The 15499-nt window shown below is 68.0% G+C and carries 18 protein-coding genes; 10 read left to right on the top strand and 8 right to left on the bottom strand.

Going from position 1 to position 15499, the window contains the following annotated elements; translation table 11 throughout:
- Positions 1–8: 8 nt before the first annotated feature.
- Together AS181_RS00910 and AS181_RS00905 are read right to left on the bottom strand one after the other, a co-directional pair.
- Positions 9–869 carry a glucose 1-dehydrogenase gene (locus AS181_RS00910; protein ID WP_058249733.1) on the bottom strand — a complete coding sequence of 287 codons (861 nt, stop codon included), beginning with the start codon at positions 867–869 and terminating at the stop codon, positions 9–11.
- A 64-nt stretch (positions 870–933) separates the two neighbouring features.
- Positions 934–1182 carry a hypothetical protein gene (locus AS181_RS00905; protein WP_058249732.1) on the bottom strand — a complete coding sequence of 83 codons (249 nt, stop codon included), beginning with the start codon at positions 1180–1182 and terminating at the stop codon, positions 934–936.
- A 228-nt stretch (positions 1183–1410) separates the two neighbouring features.
- Between AS181_RS00905 and AS181_RS00900 the strand changes: the two genes are divergently transcribed.
- The 5 genes from AS181_RS00900 to AS181_RS00880 all read left to right on the top strand — a co-directional run bounded on the left by AS181_RS00900 (position 1411) and on the right by AS181_RS00880 (position 6385).
- The gene (locus AS181_RS00900; RefSeq protein WP_058249731.1) at positions 1411–2079 is read left to right on the top strand and encodes a PAS and ANTAR domain-containing protein; all 669 of its coding nucleotides are present in this window, start codon (positions 1411–1413) and stop codon (positions 2077–2079) included.
- A 254-nt stretch (positions 2080–2333) separates the two neighbouring features.
- Complete coding sequence (locus AS181_RS00895; RefSeq protein ID WP_058249730.1) at positions 2334–3452, top strand: glycosyltransferase; 1119 nt, start codon at positions 2334–2336, stop codon at positions 3450–3452.
- On the top strand, positions 3445–4551 hold the full coding sequence (locus AS181_RS00890) for a glycosyltransferase family 4 protein (RefSeq protein WP_058249729.1): 1107 nt from the start codon (positions 3445–3447) through the stop codon (positions 4549–4551). The genes AS181_RS00895 and AS181_RS00890 overlap by 8 nt, the downstream gene beginning before the upstream one ends.
- Positions 4548–5528 (top strand): hypothetical protein, encoded by a 981-nt coding sequence (locus AS181_RS00885; protein WP_058249728.1) that lies wholly within the window; start codon positions 4548–4550, stop codon positions 5526–5528. Before AS181_RS00890 ends, AS181_RS00885 begins: the two co-directional genes overlap by 4 nt.
- Positions 5525–6385: a glycosyltransferase family 2 protein gene (locus AS181_RS00880; RefSeq protein ID WP_058249947.1), complete on the top strand. Its 861-nt coding sequence runs from the start codon at positions 5525–5527 to the stop codon at positions 6383–6385. The genes AS181_RS00885 and AS181_RS00880 overlap by 4 nt, the downstream gene beginning before the upstream one ends.
- Here the strand turns inward: AS181_RS00880 and AS181_RS00875 are convergent.
- A complete protein-coding gene (locus AS181_RS00875) occupies positions 6357–6782 on the bottom strand; it encodes a hypothetical protein (RefSeq protein ID WP_058249946.1) in 426 nt (141 codons plus the stop codon). The genes AS181_RS00880 and AS181_RS00875 overlap by 29 nt on opposite strands.
- Before the next feature lie 324 nt (positions 6783–7106).
- Here AS181_RS00875 and AS181_RS00870 point away from each other — a divergent pair, with 324 nt between their 5' ends.
- Both AS181_RS00870 and AS181_RS00865 read left to right on the top strand, forming a co-directional pair.
- Positions 7107–7556, top strand: a complete 450-nt coding sequence (locus tag AS181_RS00870) for a hypothetical protein (RefSeq protein WP_058249727.1) — start codon at positions 7107–7109, stop codon at positions 7554–7556.
- Positions 7557–7559: 3 nt separating this feature from the next.
- Positions 7560–8738, top strand: a complete 1179-nt coding sequence (locus AS181_RS00865) for a zinc-dependent alcohol dehydrogenase (RefSeq protein WP_058249726.1) — start codon at positions 7560–7562, stop codon at positions 8736–8738.
- On the opposite strand, the gene AS181_RS00860 is transcribed toward AS181_RS00865, so the two are convergent.
- On the bottom strand, positions 8728–9603 hold the full coding sequence (locus AS181_RS00860; protein ID WP_058249725.1) for an RNA polymerase sigma factor SigF: 876 nt from the start codon (positions 9601–9603) through the stop codon (positions 8728–8730). The two genes, AS181_RS00865 and AS181_RS00860, sit on opposite strands and share 11 nt — an antisense overlap.
- Positions 9604–10041: 438 nt before the next feature.
- On the opposite strand from AS181_RS00860, the gene AS181_RS00855 reads away from it, so the two are divergent.
- Positions 10042–10488 carry an STAS domain-containing protein gene (locus AS181_RS00855; RefSeq protein WP_058249724.1) on the top strand — a complete coding sequence of 149 codons (447 nt, stop codon included), beginning with the start codon at positions 10042–10044 and terminating at the stop codon, positions 10486–10488.
- A gap of 98 nt (positions 10489–10586) precedes the next feature.
- Here the strand turns inward: AS181_RS00855 and AS181_RS00850 are convergent, their stop codons facing one another.
- Positions 10587–11270, bottom strand: coding sequence for a GAF and ANTAR domain-containing protein (locus AS181_RS00850; RefSeq protein WP_058249723.1), 684 nt, complete (start codon positions 11268–11270; stop codon positions 10587–10589).
- A 131-nt stretch (positions 11271–11401) separates the two neighbouring features.
- Complete coding sequence (locus AS181_RS00845; protein WP_058249722.1) at positions 11402–12589, bottom strand: acyl-CoA dehydrogenase family protein; 1188 nt, start codon at positions 12587–12589, stop codon at positions 11402–11404.
- Positions 12590–12720: 131 nt separating this feature from the next.
- Between AS181_RS00845 and AS181_RS00840 the strand changes: the two genes are divergently transcribed.
- On the top strand, positions 12721–13728 hold the full coding sequence (locus tag AS181_RS00840) for a LacI family DNA-binding transcriptional regulator (protein WP_058249721.1): 1008 nt from the start codon (positions 12721–12723) through the stop codon (positions 13726–13728).
- Between the two features lie 3 nt (positions 13729–13731).
- Here AS181_RS00840 and AS181_RS00835 read toward each other — a convergent pair whose 3' ends face one another.
- Together AS181_RS00835 and AS181_RS00830 are read right to left on the bottom strand one after the other, a co-directional pair.
- Positions 13732–14049: a DUF2470 domain-containing protein gene (locus AS181_RS00835; protein WP_058249720.1), complete on the bottom strand. Its 318-nt coding sequence runs from the start codon at positions 14047–14049 to the stop codon at positions 13732–13734.
- A complete protein-coding gene (locus tag AS181_RS00830) occupies positions 14042–14773 on the bottom strand; it encodes a tyrosine-protein phosphatase (protein WP_082652829.1) in 732 nt (243 codons plus the stop codon). The genes AS181_RS00835 and AS181_RS00830 overlap by 8 nt, the downstream gene beginning before the upstream one ends.
- A gap of 92 nt (positions 14774–14865) precedes the next feature.
- Between AS181_RS00830 and AS181_RS00825 the strand changes: the two genes are divergently transcribed.
- Positions 14866–15498, top strand: coding sequence for a flavin reductase family protein (locus AS181_RS00825; protein ID WP_058249944.1), 633 nt, complete (start codon positions 14866–14868; stop codon positions 15496–15498).
- The last annotated feature ends 1 nt before the right edge of the window (position 15499 follow it).

Here is a 15499-nt window from a genome sequence, read left to right as displayed (position 1 = left end):
CCGGCGGCCTACCCCGGCAGCGTCTCGCCGCCGATCGGGGCCAGCACCTCGCCGGTGTAATACGACGAGAGCTGCTCGGCCGCGAAGAACACGTACGACGGTGCGATCTCGTCGGGCTGGGCCGCCCGTCCCATCGGCGCCTGGGTGCCGAAGTCCTTGACCGCCTCGGCCGGCATCGTCGCCGGGATCAGCGGCGTCCAGACCGGGCCCGGCGCGACGCAGTTCACGCGGATCTTCCGTTCCATCAGCGCCTGCGCCAGCGAGTAGGTCAGGGCCAGCACCGCGCCCTTGGTCGCCGAATAGTCGATGAGGCTGTCGTTGCCACGCAGACCGTTGATCGACGAAGTGTTGATGATGGCGCCGCCGCCGGTCAGGTGCGGCACCGCCGCTCGCGTGGTGTGGAAGAAGCTGTCGATGTTGACGTCGAAGGTGCGTCGCCACTGCTCCGGCGTCAGCTCCAGGAAGTCGTCCACGATCTCCTGATAGGCGACGTTGTTCACCAGGATGTCCAATGCGCCGAGCTCGTCGACGGTCCGCTTCACGATGTCGGCGCAGTGCGCCGGGTCGGCGAGGTCGCCGCGGTACGCGCGGGCCTGCCGTCCTTCGGCCTCGATGAGCTCGACCGTGTGGCGGGCGTCGTTATCCTCCTCCAGGTAGGCGATGGCGACATCGGCGCCCTCCTTGGCGAAGGCGACCGCGACCGCGCGACCGATACCCGAGTCGCCGCCCGTGATGAGGGCGGTCTTGCCGGCCAGCAGATCGCGGCCGCGATAGTCGCGCATTTCGTCCCGGGGGCGTTCGCCCATCTCGTCGGTCTCACCGGGGTAGGAGATCGTCTTCGGTTCGTGCTCGGGGTTCTCGTCGCTCATGGTCGAGATAGTGCCCGCTGAGAAGCGTGCGGAAACATCGGCGCGGACCGGGGCGCGGACGTCGTCAGGGGTTCGGGTCGGGGATCTCCTGGTCGAGTTTCTCGTCGAGGGACTCGCCTTCCCGCTGTTCCCGGGCGGTCGTGCCGGTCCGATCACTGGCCGACCAGTCCTCGGGCGGGTCCATCCCCTCCTCGAGCGGGTCCTGACCGAGCCGGTCCTCGTCGAGATCCTCGAAACCGGCTGTCGACGTCAGATCGGGGTTGATGCCCTCGGATGCCGCTGTCGCACTGTCGCCCACGTTGTCGGTACTCATTCTCGTCCTCCTGGCCGTAGCCGAGATCGGTGTCGGTCGGGCCTGGTCTCGCCGTCGGCCCTGCGAGTACGGCGGATACCCGCGAGACACGGCACCGAAACGATCTCCGCGAGTCCTGCCCCGGGACACGCACCGGGTCGATTCCCGCCAAATGCGTCAGCCAGGTAAGCTCATCTTTCGCCCGAGACCGCTGGCATTCCTGTTGATTTGTGGTTTGTAGGGGTGAGGGTGACAGACGCCAACGATCACACCGCCGGCGAGTCCCGTATCAGTCACGTCGGCAGCTTCCGGTTCTTGTTCGACACCCAGGAATGGGAGTGGTCCGACGAGGTCGCCGAGATGCATGGTTACCGGCCCGGTGAGGTCACTCCGACGACCGAGCTGATCGCGGGGCACAAGCACCCGGACGACCGGCAGTCGTTCGAAGAGCTGCTCGCGACGATGCTCGACCGCCGGATCCCGTTCTCGAGCCGTCATCGCATCGTCGACACCAAAGGTGAGGTCCGCCACGTCGCGGTGGTGTCGCAGCAACTCACCGACGAATCCGGCGCCGTGATCGGCGCCGAGGGGTTCTATCTCGATCTGACGGCAATCGAGGAGAAGGCCGTCAAGGACCGCGTCGACGAGCACGTCGCGCGATTCCGCGAGCACCAGGGCGTCATCGAGCAGGCCAAGGGCATGATCTCGCTGGCCTACGGCGTGAGCGCCGATCGCGCGTTCGAGGTCATGCGTTGGCGTTCGCAGACGGCCAACGTCAAGGTGAACGAGCTCGCGCGGTCGATCGTCACCGGCGTCCACCGATACGTGGTGCTACCGGACCCGGTCCGGCAGTCGTTCGACCATCTGCTGCTCAACGCACACCGCTCCGACAACGAGAACGCCTCGTCCTCGAAGTAGCACCGACGCACCACCGTTCATCGCGTCCACGGGCGGTTTCACCGCCGACATTCCGGGGTATCCGGACCGGCACGAGACAGGTGCCGGAAACCGGCAGTCATCTGCGGCTCGCCGAAGCCGCGATCGTGCAGGCCCGGTTGAGAACACAGCCGTTGCGACCCTAGTGAACGGATGTGGCAGTGAGCAGTGCGCAGCCAGGCGGAACAGCAACCCTCGAGACAACGGGGTCGAACACGACACGAGGTCTGTCGACGATGTCGGCGGGCCTCGGTTCGCAGAGGGGCGGTGCGACCCGCGTGCGCGTCGCGTCGGTGCCGCACTCCCATGTGTACGTCCGCCACCTGTCGCCGCTGAACGGGACGGTCAGCGGGCTCGACTCCGGCCCGGTCTCGGTCGTCCGCCTGCCCGACCCGGTTCCGGCCGACGGCGCCAAGGTGCCGGGCGGCTGGTGGCCCCCGCTGATGCTCGACCCCGCGTGGATCGCCCGCAACCACAACGAGTTCGACGTCTTCCACCTCCACTTCGGGTTCGACGCCGTCGAGCCGGCCGAGATGTCGAAGGTGATCGACGAGCTGCGCACCCACGGCAAACCACTCGTGTACACGCTGCACGATCTGCGCAATCCGCACCACGCCGAACCGGGACGCCACGAGGAGGTCCTGGACCTCCTCGTACCGGCGGCGGATGAGGTCATCACCCTGACCCCCGGCGTCTCCCGGGAGATCGCGCGCCGCTGGCAGCGCGAGGCGACCGTGCTGCCTCACCCGCATGTCGTGCCGCCCGGCCGATTCGGTCCGCGCGCGCCGCACGCCGACGACTTCGTGGTGGGGGTGCACGCCAAGAGCATTCGCGCCAACATGGATCCGCTGCCGGTGATCATGACCCTGCTCGAGGCGGCCGCGGACTACCCGGACATGACGGTTCAGATCAACCTGCACGACGAGGTGTTCGTCCCCGGAAAGCACGCGTACAACCCGGACTTCGGCACCACTGCGCTGGCACTCTCCCGGCACCCCTATGCCCGCGTGCTCGTGCATGAGTACTTCACCGATGATCAGTTGTGGGACTATCTGCGGAGCGTGTCCGTGTCGGTGCTGCCGTACCGATTCGGAACCCACTCCGGGTGGCTCGAGGCCTGCCACGATCTCGGTACCACCGTGATCGCGCCGAGCTGCGGCTACTACCGCGAGCAGCAGGACTGCCTGTCCTTCGGGTTCACCGAGGACACCTTCGATCCGGACTCACTCGTTTCTGCCCTGGCACAGGCCTATTCGGCTCGTCCCGCGGCGGCCTCATGGCCCGACCGGCGCGCGCAACGCGAGTCCCTCGCCGACCAGCACGCCGCCCTCTACACCAGGGCTCTGGATGCCTGACACGTTGCGGATCGCCATCGTCGCGTCGAGCCGCTACCCGATCGCCCAGCCGTTCGCGGGCGGACTCGAGGCCCACGTCTGGCATCTCACTCGCGCCCTCACCCTCGCCGGTCACGAGGTCACGCTGTTCGCGGGCGCGGGCAGCGATCTGCCGGTCGATTCGGATCGCCTGCGCGGCGAATTGTTCGAGCCCTCCGCGGCCGCACGCTCGGATGTGTCGATGCCCCAACTCGAAGCACTGCAGGATCATCACGCGTACCTGTCGCTCATGCTGTCGTTCACGAACAACCCCGGCGACTACGACGTGATCCACAACCACAGCCTGCACTACCTCCCAGTCGCCATGGGTCCGGCCGTCGAGACCCCGATGGTCACCACGCTGCACACCCCGCCGACGCCGTGGCTCGAGTCGGCCCTGACCCTTGCGCCCGGTACGCGTTGTGTCGCCGTCAGTCGGCACACGGCACAGTCCTGGTCGCATGTGCTCGGCGATATCCCGGTGGTGCACAACGGGGTTCAGTTGGACCGCTGGCCCGCCGGCCCCGGCGGAGACGACCTGGTGTGGTTCGGCCGGTTCGTACCGGAGAAGGGCGCCCACCTCGCGATCGAGGCCGCCCAGCGCGCGGGTCGTCGGCTCCGGTTGGCCGGACCCATCAGCGACACAAGGTATTTCGAGCAACAGATCGCCCCGTCGCTGGGCGGGCTCGTCCACTATGAGGGACACCTCCACCAGCACGACCTGGCGCGATTGGTCGGCTCCTGCGGCGCGACCCTGGTGACCCCGGTGTGGGACGAGCCCTACGGCCTCGTGGTGGCCGAATCCCTCGCCTGCGGCACCCCGGTGGCGTGCTTCGCCCGTGGCGGTATCCCCGAGATCGTCGGCGAGCACGCCGGCGTCCTCGTGCCTCCGGGCGACATCGATGCGCTGGCCCTCGCGGTGGACGATGCGCTCACCCTCGACCGGGGCCTCGTACGTCGGCGCGCGGAGGACCACTGCTCGGACATCGCGATGATCGATCGGTACCTCGACATCTACGCCGATCTGGTCGCCGGGCGGCCGTTGGCCGACTCCTCGCTCCCCCGGGAGGTCGGGGTGTGATCGGTTACTACGTCCACCATCAGGGCCGCGGACACTGTTCCCGGGCCACCGCCGTCGCCGGCCATCTCGGCACCGACGTCGTCGCGCTGACCAGCGCGTCGCTGACCGCCCCGGTGTTCAGCGAGGTGATCACGCTCGAGCGCGACGACTCCGACCCGCAGCCGCGGGACGTCGACGCCGGCGGCCTGCTGCACTGGGCACCACGGCACGATGGCGGACTACGCACACGCATGGCGCAGCTGGCCGAGTTCGTCGAGACGCGCCGACCGGCCGCCGTCGTCGTCGACGTATCGGTGGAGGTCACCTTGTTCCTCCGGCTGATGGGCGTGCCGGTGATCGTGACGGCGCAGCCCGGCGTTCGCGACGATCTGCCGCATCAGCTCGCCTACCGGGCGGCCCATGCGATCATCGCGCCCTGGCCCGCCGAGCTGTATCAACCGGACTGGCTCCGGGAGCATCTGCCGAAAACGGTCTTCACCGGCGGTATCTCGCGGTTCGACGGACGACTCCCCGTGTCCCACCCCACCTTCGCCGCCGACATCCTCGTCGTCACCGGCGCGGGCGGGGTACCGGGTGCCCCGCATCCGGCGACCACACTCGGCGAGGAGCTCCCGGAGCACACCGTCGTCGGGCTCGGACCCGCCTTCGGAACGTGGGTCGACGACCCGTGGCCCTTCCTGTGCAGTGCGCGGGTGACCGTCATCGGCGCGGGTCAGGGAAGCGTGGCCGACGCCGCCGCGGCCGGGCGCCCGGCGGTGGTCATCCCCGAGGACCGACCCTTCGCCGAACAACGGGCAACCGGCAACACCCTCGCACGCTCCGAACTCGCTCTCGTCACGTCGTCATGGCCGTCCACCGAACGCTGGCGCTTGATCCTCGACACCGCCGGGAGTTCGTCGCCGGAGTGGTCGCGGTGGCACACCGCCGGCGCCGCCGAACGTGCGGCGCGGGCGATCGAGGCGGTCGCGCACCGATGACCGGCGTCCCCGAGGTGGTCGCCGTCATCACGATCGTGTCGGGGCGGCACCGCCACCTTCGACGACAACTAGAGGCGTTCGCCCATTCGACCCGGCGGCCCGACCTGCACTTCGTGGTGGCCATGGACGACCCCGACATCACATCCGTCACCGACGGTCACCCGGTGGAGGTCATCCGGTTCGCCAACGACGACCCGGACACCCTGCAACTCGCCGATGCCCGGAACGCCGGCGCCACGGCCGCCATGACCGCGGGGGCCTCGCTCCTGGTGTTCCTCGACGTCGACTGCATCCCCGCCCCGGACATGCTCGAGCGCTATCTCCGCTCCTGCACGGCCACACCGGGCCTGAAAGTCCTCTACTGCGGCCCGGTCACCTATCTCCCCTGCGACCAGCCGACCTTCGATGCGCGCGAGCTCGCCCGGTTCACCGATCCACACCCGGCGCGTCCGTCGCCGGGAGCCGGGCAGACACAACTCTCGTCGGAGCTGATGCTCTTCTGGTCACTGTCGTTCGCCGTCCGGGCTACCGATTGGCTCGCCCTGGGCGGCTTCCACCCCGGCTACCGCGGTTACGGCGGCGAGGACACGGACTTCGCGATGTCCGCGCGCGACAACGGGTTTCGCATCGCCTGGGTCGGCGGCGCGCACGCCTACCACCAGCACCATCCGGTCTCGAACCCGCCGGTCGAACACCTCGCGGACATCCTCCGCAACGCACGGGTGTTTCATCGGCGATGGGGCACCTGGCCCATGGAGGGGTGGCTGCGCGCGTTCGCCGACCGCGGCCTGGTCGCCTACGACACCGCAGGCGACGAGTGGCTCCGGGTCAGCGACGGAACTTCGAGAACCCGATGACGACGCCGCGGGAGGCGGCACCCGGGAGCGGTTCGTCGTAGGAGATCGTGTGGGTGTCGGTGACGGTCTGCACGATCCGCCATCCGAAGGTCGACTGCTTCAGGGTCACGTCCGGTACGAGCTCGCCCCGGATCTCACCGATCACGCCCTGCGACGACATGTGCAGAGTCAGTTCGATGGACGACTCCTCCGCGGCGGCGGAGATGATCTGCGAGCAGATCTCGTCCACCGCCACCTTGGCGTCGATGACGTCGTCGAGAGCCCAGTCGTCGATGTACAGCGCGGTCTCGACCAGAGCGCGTACCAGTGCGAGGCGATCGGTGGCGGCCGGAACCCGCAGGACCGTCGGCGTACCGCCGTCGATCGATAGCTGGGACGTTGCGTCGGAATCGGTCATCGAATGAGTCTTCTTCGCCCGTTGATTGGTGGTGCCGATCTCGGCTGGTCTGGTCATGAGTGCCCCGTGATTCCGTGTTCCAAACCGCGGCCGGAGGACCTTGCCGCGCTGAACGTGCCCCCCGAACACGTGTCGACACGTTAGCAGAGCGTTTACCCAGATCATGACTCGATGAGATTCACGTCTCCATCCGTCCCATGAACGACCGCGGTCGCGGCGCGGCGACGTTTCATCGTCGGCCGCTCGCGGTAAACCCTCCGCACCGAGGCCGGTGTCGAGCACGCCGGCCACCGAGCCCCGACCAGACAGCGCAGGGAGTGCACCATGCCAGATCTGACACCCGAACGAGAAGTCGCGTCGCGTGAGGCCATCGCCCGGCGCCCGGCACGAAAGTCGCGAGGACTGAAGGCCGTCGGCCTACTCGGCTTCGTCTGCCTCGGACTCATGCTGGTGCTCGCCGGCATCGCCATCGCCGCCGGTGCGACCGACCGCGATGCGACGGTGTGGCTGGCGGTCGGCGCCGTCGTCATGGGTCTGCTCGCGATCGGACTGCTGATCGGCAGCCGTGTCCTGCTGCGACGTCGCGCAGCCCGCGACGGCGATCGGGCCCATCAGGACCCGATCCAGCCCGAGACCACCGCCGAGGAAGCCGAACGCTATGAGGAGCGGTTCCACGACTTCCCGGTGGAACACGCCGGAAAGAGTGAACGAGGACGAGACGACCGCCTCGAGGAGATTCGCGACGAGCGTCGAGCCGACAACGGAAAGGCCTAGAGAATGCGTGCAGTCACCTGGCAGGGCAAGCGAAACGTGTCGGTCGAGACCGTTCCCGACCCCAAGATCATCGAGCCCACCGACGCCATCATCAAGGTCACCTCGACCAACATCTGCGGGTCGGACCTCCACCTCTACGAAGTTCTCGGCCCGTTCATGCAGGCCGGCGACATCCTCGGGCACGAGCCGATGGGGATCGTCGAGGAGGTCGGCAGCGACACCGGCGACCTGCGGGTCGGCGACCGGGTGGTCATCCCCTTCCAGATCGCCTGCGGCACGTGTCTTTTCTGCCACGACGGACTCATGACGCAGTGTGAGACGACCCGCGTCACCGAACAGGGGACGGGTGCCGCACTGTTCGGCTACTCCCAGCTCTACGGCTCCGTGCCCGGCGGGCAGGCCGAGTACCTGCGCGTGCCGCAGGCCCAGTTCACCCACATCAAGGTGCCGCTGGAGAAGCCCGACTCGCGGTACGTCTATCTCTCCGATGTGTTGCCGACGGCTTGGCAGGCCGCCGCCTACGCCGAGATCCCCCAGGGCGGAACCGTCACGGTGCTGGGCCTCGGCCCCATCGGCGACATGGCTGCCCGCATCGCCGCGCACCAGGGAGCGCGGGTCATCGGCGTCGACCGCGTGCCCGAGCGACTCGCCCGCGCGGAGGCCCGCGGCATCGAGACCGTGAACTTCGACGCCGTCGACAACGTCGGCGACGCCATCCGCGACCTGACCGGAGGACTGGGTACCGATTCGGTCATCGACGCTGTCGGCATGGAGGCCCACGGGTCGCCGATCAACAAGGCGCTGCAGAGCGTCGTCGGCCTTCTACCGGACGCCGTCGCCCGCAAGGCGATGTCGGAGGTGGGTACCGATCGGCTGGGCGCGCTCTACTCAGCGATCGACATCGTCAAACGCGGCGGCACGATCTCGCTCTCCGGGGTGTACGGCGGCGCGGCCGACCCGCTGCCGATGCTGACCATGTTCGACAAGCAGATCCGGCTGCACATGGGTCAGGCGAACGTGAAGCGCTGGGTCGACGACATCATGCCGCTGCTGACCGACGACGACCCGTTGGGCGTCGACACCTTCGCCACCCACGAACTACCGCTCAGCGAGGCCCCGCAAGCCTACGAGACATTCCAGAAGAAGGACGACGGGATGGTCAAGGTGATTCTCAAGCCGTGAACCCGCGTGGCGTGCCGCGGCTCTTCGTCGCGGCACGCTCGCTGTCGGCCTGCGATCCACCGCCACCGTTCTCGTTCCCGGTGTCGTCCCCGTCGACGACGACCTCGGACCGTAGGGTTTCGAGAATCCGCGTCAGCAAGCGCGACACATGCATCTGGGAGATCCCCACCTGACGCGCGATCTCGCTCTGCGACATGGACTTGAAGAACCGCAACGTGAGGATGGTGCGCTCGCGTTCGGTCAGCCGCTCGAGGGCCGGCTGCAGCGTGACGAATTCCTCGACGAGTTCCAGTCGCGCGTCCTCGTCGCCGAGGGTGTCGGCCAGCGTCCAGCCATCGGTCGACGAACCGGCTTCGGCATCGATCGAGCTCGCCGTGTAGGCCGACCGGGCGACCATGCCCTCGATCACCTCGCTCACCGGCAGCCCGAGGTGCTGCGCGATCTCACTCGGGCGCGGCGACCGTCCGAGGGACTGCAGCAACTCCTCGCTGGCCTTGGCGATGTTGAGCGACGCCTCCTGGGCCCGGCGTGGCACGCGGATGGACCAGGTGCTGTCGCGGAAGTAGCGCTTGACCTCGCCCATGACGGTCGGGACCGCGAAGGCCAGGAAGTTGTTGCCGCGTTCGACGTCGAAGCGGTCGACGGCATGCATGAGGCCGATCCGCGCCACCTGACGCAGATCGTCGATGGGTTCACCGCGCTCCGAGAAACGCCTGGCGACATGGTCTGCCAACGGCAGGCACCTCGCGATGACGTCCTCCCGCAGCCGGGCACGGCGATCGTCGTCCTTCTCGTCGTGCATCTCCCGAAGAGAAGGAAGGACGTCACTGTAATCGTCGTGATCGCCCCGGTCACCCGACGCCATTCTCACCACCAGACTTCGAAGACAGCTCGAGATCGATGCGCAGACCTCGTGCCGCATCCAGAACAGGACTGATGTGCGCACCGGGTTCGACGCATATCCGAGTCCAGCCAACCACGGTCGCCCGGCGGCGTCCAGCCACAGCGGCCCTCGGCTGGTCAAGGCGTCGCATGGCAGGAACAGACCGCATAGAAGCTGCCGAAGTGGGCACAACCTTGTCGGCAATGCCTGGGCAACGTAGGGTAAGAGATGCGGTTCAGGTAGAAGCTGCGTTCTAAGCGTTGGGCGCCCAGGGCCTTCTCGCTTCCCACCATCACGTCCAATCCCCCTTACCGGGTGATCGTGAACTTGGGGTACTGGCGCCTATCGGCGTAGCACCAAGGCTTCCGATCCAGAAGTGACGGTCGTGGCCAGACGCACCCTGACTGAATCGAGAACATCATGGCTCTCACCTCTTCAACCATCTTCCGTTCGGCGTTCGATCCCACGACGGAGTCCACGCCGAATCCGCACCCGCACCAGTTGGTCTCTCCCAAATCGTATTGCGTGCAGGGTTTTTCCGGCAGCGTCGACCGCGACTCGGCGGCTGACTTCGCGGCCGCTCTCGATCGCGTGATCAGCGGCCCCGTCGACGGCATCGTCCTCGACTTCTCGGGCCTGAACTTCTTCGGGACCGTCGGATTGGTGCTCTTGCGCTCCTTCATCGACGACGCCGGCCGCCGGTTCGTCCCAGTGGTGTTAGTGGGTGGCCGCGCGGTGACCCGCCCCCTCGAACTCTGCGGAATGGCGCCGTATGTCAAGACTTTCGAGTCCATCGAGGACGCGGGACGTGCTCTGACCCAGGATCAGGTCGGCCCGAGCACGATGGAGTTCACCGTCACCGAGTGACCGCCCCTGCCCCGTGAGATGCAGGGAGTGCAAGCGACTACCCCTGCCCCCTGAGGTGCGAGGAGCGCAAGCGACGAGCCTCGAAGGGTCGCGTCAGGTCACCGTGTGACAGTGATCTGCCGCGCGATGTCGACCAGCTTGGTGTTCGAGTCCTGCGACAGGCGCTTCAGCAGGTCGAAGGCGGCCACCGCGTCGATGTCGAACCGTTCCATCAGCATGCCCTTGGCCTGACCGATGACGTCCCGGTTGGCCAGGGCGCTGTGGAACTGCTTGTCCTTCTTCACCTTGTTCCACGCGAGGGCGGCATGCGTCGCGAAGACCACGCCGATGTCCTCGGCGTGAAGGTCGAAGGCGAACGGCTCGTCGGCGTAGAGGTTCAACGCCCCGATCGACGTGGTGTCGGCGAAGAGCTGGAACGACAGGACGGAACGAATCGGCGTCTCGACGAGCGCGCGGCGGCGGTACTCGGGCCAGCGCTGCTCGTTCTCGAGGTCGTCGACTCGGACGATGCGATCGGCGAGCGCCGCCGAGATGCACGGTCCCTCACCGAGTTCCGCTTGAATACGGTCGTGTACGTCGGCAACGTCGTGCGTGGACCCGAACGACGCGATCGATTTTCGTTCGATTGCGACGGTGAGGCCGGCGTACGCGACTCCGGGGATGTCGACCAGCGCGTTCTCGACGATCGTCTTCGCAACCTGCTCGTCGGAGTCGTCGCCGTGGAGTTCACGCGCCAGATCCGCGATCTTGCGGTGAACGTCATCGTCAGCCGGATCGGTCATGGTCGAACCCCTTTCGACGCCCGACGTGACCGAACGACCACGGACGCGCATTGTTCGGCGTGCTCGTCCAACGTAACCCACTGCGCCACGTTCCGTGGGCGCCGGTGGTTACCGCCAGGCGCCTGACTGCCTCAGCGAAACGCCGCCGACCCGGTGAGTGCACGACCGATCGTGAGCTGGTGGACCTCCGAGGTCCCCTCGTAGGTGAGCACCGACTCCAGGTTGTTGGCGTGCCGGATCACCGGATATTCCAGCGTGATGCCGTTCGCGCCCAGGATGGTTCGGCATTCGCGGGCGATGGCGATCGCCTCGCGTGTGCTGTTGAGCTTGCCGGTGCTGACCTGTTCGGGTGTGAGTTCGCCGCGGTCCTTCAGGCGGCCGAGGTGGTAGGCCAGCAGGTGACCCTTGCCCACCTCGAGCGCCATGTCGGCGATCTTGGTCTGGGTGATCTGGTAGCCGGCCAGCGGCTTGTCGAACACCTGGCGGGACTGCGCGTACTCGATGGCCGCCTCGAGGCAGTCGCGGGCGGCACCCATCGCCCCGAAGATGATCCCGAAGCGGGCCTCGCCGAGAGCGGTCAGCGGTCCGCGCAGCCCCTCCGCCTTCGGCAGCATCGCCGAGGCGGGAAGGCGCACGTCGTCGAACACGAGCTCGGAGGTGACCGAGGCGCGCAGCGACATCTTCTTGGTGATCTCCGGCGCCGAGAACCCCGGCGTGTCGGTCGGGACGACGAACCCGCGGATGCCGCCGGGACTGTCGGCGAGGTCGGTCTGCGCCCACACCACCGCGACGTCGGCGATCGAACCGTTGGTGATCCACATCTTCGTCCCGTTGAGCACCCAGTCGTCGCCGTCCCGCTTGGCGTGGGTGCGCATACCGGACGGGTTGGACCCGAAGTCGGGCTCGGTCAGGCCGAAACAGCCGATCGCCTCGCCCGCCGCCATCCGCGGGAGCCACTCGTTCTTCTGCTCCTCCGAACCCCAGTGGTGGATGGAGAACATCGTCAGCGAGCCCTGCACCGAGACCAGACTTCGGATGCCGGAGTCGACGGCCTCGAGTTCCAGGCACGTCAACCCGTAGGACATCGCGCTCATCCCGGGGCAGCCGTAGCCCTCGAGGTGCATGCCGAGCGCTCCGAGCCCGCCCAGCTCGCGGGCGATGTCGCGGGCCGGAAGCCGGGCATCCTCGAACCAGTCGGCGATGTGCGGACGCAACTTCGACGCCGCGAAGTCCCGCACGCTGTCACGGATGGCGATCTCGTCGGCGTCGAGCAACGAGTCCAGGGCGAAGAGCTGGGTCAACGTGCTGGTGCGGGACATGGCGGACCTCCGTCGAGAATGGGACTCGCGCGGACCGAGGGCCGTCGACGAGAACGTTTGCACGAACGTTTGCATCGCCTAAGGTAGGTGTTCGATGCCCATCGGGTCAATGAGGAAGAGAGAGGATCAGCGTGGTCAGTGGTCAGCGCGCCCCCACGCTGAAGGAGATCGCCCGACGTGCCGGCGTACACGTGTCCACCGCCTCCCGGGTGCTGCGACAGTCCGAGCCCGCCGACGGGTGGTCGGCGTCGGCTCTGCGGGTGCGGGAGGTGGCCGACCAACTCGGTTACCAGCGCAATGTGTGGGCGGCCAGCCTGCGGACCCGCCGAACCACCACGATCGGGGTCGTGATGACCCGCCTCACCGACGGCGTCGTGGCCACGACCTACCAGGGCATCGAACAGGCGGCCACCCGGGCCGGGTACTCGGTCCTGCTGTCGTCCCCGCCCGACGAGGAGGCCGCTCAGCGACGGGCCATCGAACTCCTCGTCGGCCGGCAGGTCGACGGTCTGCTGCTGAGCGGATTACACCTGCCGGGCCGGGACTTCGTGGAGTCCCTGCGGGTCGGCGACCTCCCGATGCTCACCCTCACCCGGCACGCCGAGGCCGGACTCCCCTTCGTCGGCGGCGATGACGTGCGCGGCGGACGCATCGCCGCCCGACATCTCCTGGAGCGCGGTCACACCGACCTCGCCGTCATCGGCGGACCCGGCCACGCCACGACGGCCACCGACCGGCTCCGCGGGTTCCGCGCCCAGCTGGCTGATGCCGGGATCACGCTGTCCGACGACCGCATCGTCGCGTCCGACTTCGAGGTTCACGGCGGGACGGCGGCCGGGCGTGCACTGCTCGATCGTCCGGACCGTCCCCGGGCGATCTTCGCGGTGTCGGACACCATCGCCATCGGAGTCCTCGGTGTCGCCCGCGACCTCGGACTCCGCATCCCTGACGACCTCGCCCTGATCGGCTACAACGACATCCCGGTGGCCGCCCAGCTCCCCGTGCCGCTCACGACGGTCCGCTCCCCCGCTCGGGAGATCGGCGAGACCGCGGTGCGCGGCCTCCTCGACCTCGCGGCCGGGCGGAACGTCGAATCCCGCCGCCTCCCGGTCGAACTGATGGTTCGCGGGAGCACGTGACCCTCAGGGCGCAGAGGTACCCGAACGTTCTTGCGCCGCAAGGAACATCGCGACGACCGCGGTGCGGACGTCGCCACGATCGCGGACCGGGCGATCCCAGGCGAGCCGCACCCCGACGACCCCCTCGGGAACCGTGGCGTCGAACGTCGCTGCCTCGTGGTCGAATCCGGTCATCCGCGCCGCGACCGCATCAGGCCGCCCGCCCAGCACACGGCAGATCAGTAACGAGTCGTCGGCGTGGTCGTCATTCATGTGTGCAAGTACGGCTGCCACGACATCCGGGCTGAATTGCGCTGATTCCGAAGTGTTCTCGTCAGTCACGCCCGGCCTCCTCGCCCTCGGGACGCACGAACCTCGAGACCCAGCCCCGGAAGTGGTCGACGTCGCCGCCGTGCTCCTCGAACCATCCCCACGCACCGCCGCGCGCACCGGTCACGTCCTCGACGACGAGTTCGATGGCCTCGCGCGGGGTGCGCAGGATCGGGGCGTCCAGCGTGGTGCCCGCCGGGATCCGCTTGCGGGACCGCAGACGCGCGAACACCCCGGCGATGCCGTCCTCGGTCCGGTGATAGTCGGTGACGACCGCTTCCTCGTCGACGCCCGCCAACAGCAGGGCGATCGCGATGATCACCCCGGTCCGGTCCTTGCCGGCAGCGCAGTGCACGAGCGTCGCGCCCTCGGAGTCGAACTCGTTCAGCGCGGCGGTGAGTCGATGCCCGCCCGTGCGCATCATCGCGGTGTAGATCTCGACGAGCGCGGTGTCGGCGAGGCGGTCGACGCGGGCACCCGAGGACACCGGACGGTGCACGACGCGAACGTTCGGCGGCCAGGTGACGGCCATCCGGCCCAGCTCGGTGGGGTCGCGCAGATCGACGACGGTCGCCGGCGGCCAGGGCAGGCCGACGGGGTCCTCGTCGTCGGGATACGGGGCATCGCTGCGGATCAGCACGTTGGCGGCGGTGACGCCGCCGCCGGCGACCCGCATACCGCCCAGGTCCCGGATGTTGGCGAAGGTCCGCAGGTCAGAGGCGGAGGAGAGGGTCACGGCGGTCCCGATCGTCGATGTGCGCGGTGGTCGGTCGCACCTCACCCTACGCAGGCGATGGAACGGGTGACGGCTGACGTACCGTGGCGATGGTGACGACCTACCACTCCTACGAGCCGTCGCAGGGCCACCGGCTCTCTCACGACCCGGTGAATGCCATCGTCGCGCCGCGGCCGATCGGCTGGATCTCGACGGTGTCCGACGACGGCGTCGGCAACCTGGCTCCCTACAGCTTCTTCAACCTCTTCAACTACACGCCGCCGATCGTCGGTTTCGCCAGCGTCGGATACAAGGACACCGCGGCGAACGCGATCGAATCCGGCGAATTCGTGTGGAACCTCGCCACCGACGATCTCGGCGAGCAGATGAACGCCACCTCGGCTGCGGTGCCCGCCGGCGAGGACGAGTTCGACGTCGCCGGCCTCACGCGCCTCGCCTCTGATCTCGTGGCCCCGCCACGGGTCGGCGAAAGTCCGGTGAGTTTCGAGTGCCGAACCACCCAGTCGTTCCAATTACGTACGGCCGCAGGCGACCTCGTCGACACCTGGATGGTGCTGGGCGAGGTGGTCAAGATCCACATCGCCACCCATCTGTTGCGCGACGACCAGACCTACGACACGGCCGGCGCCCGACCACTGCTGCGTGCGGGCGGGCAGGGCGACTACTTCCTGCCCAGCGACGACCACCACCGGTTCATGAAACGGCCGAAACCGGCCACCCGCTAGC

This window comes from Gordonia sp. SGD-V-85, assembly GCF_001456905.1.
GTDB lineage: Bacteria > Actinomycetota > Actinomycetes > Mycobacteriales > Mycobacteriaceae > Gordonia > Gordonia hongkongensis.
Note: the sequence above shows the minus strand (reverse complement) of the source record. Positions and strands in the feature narration are given on the sequence as shown.

Coding starts and splice junctions, on each gene's coding strand:
- AS181_RS00870 (WP_058249727.1), top strand. CDS start 7,107: ATGCCAGATCTGACACCCGAACGAGAAGTCGCGTCGCGTGAGGCCATC.
- AS181_RS00860 (WP_058249725.1), bottom strand. CDS start 9,603: ATGGCGTCGGGTGACCGGGGCGATCACGACGATTACAGTGACGTCCTT.
- AS181_RS00845 (WP_058249722.1), bottom strand. CDS start 12,589: ATGTCCCGCACCAGCACGTTGACCCAGCTCTTCGCCCTGGACTCGTTG.
- AS181_RS00895 (WP_058249730.1), top strand. CDS start 2,334: ATGTCGGCGGGCCTCGGTTCGCAGAGGGGCGGTGCGACCCGCGTGCGC.
- AS181_RS00905 (WP_058249732.1), bottom strand. CDS start 1,182: ATGAGTACCGACAACGTGGGCGACAGTGCGACAGCGGCATCCGAGGGC.
- AS181_RS00855 (WP_058249724.1), top strand. CDS start 10,042: ATGGCTCTCACCTCTTCAACCATCTTCCGTTCGGCGTTCGATCCCACG.
- AS181_RS00880 (WP_058249947.1), top strand. CDS start 5,525: ATGACCGGCGTCCCCGAGGTGGTCGCCGTCATCACGATCGTGTCGGGG.
- AS181_RS00865 (WP_058249726.1), top strand. CDS start 7,560: ATGCGTGCAGTCACCTGGCAGGGCAAGCGAAACGTGTCGGTCGAGACC.
- AS181_RS00850 (WP_058249723.1), bottom strand. CDS start 11,270: ATGACCGATCCGGCTGACGATGACGTTCACCGCAAGATCGCGGATCTG.
- AS181_RS00910 (WP_058249733.1), bottom strand. CDS start 869: ATGAGCGACGAGAACCCCGAGCACGAACCGAAGACGATCTCCTACCCC.
- AS181_RS00890 (WP_058249729.1), top strand. CDS start 3,445: ATGCCTGACACGTTGCGGATCGCCATCGTCGCGTCGAGCCGCTACCCG.
- AS181_RS00875 (WP_058249946.1), bottom strand. CDS start 6,782: ATGACCGATTCCGACGCAACGTCCCAGCTATCGATCGACGGCGGTACG.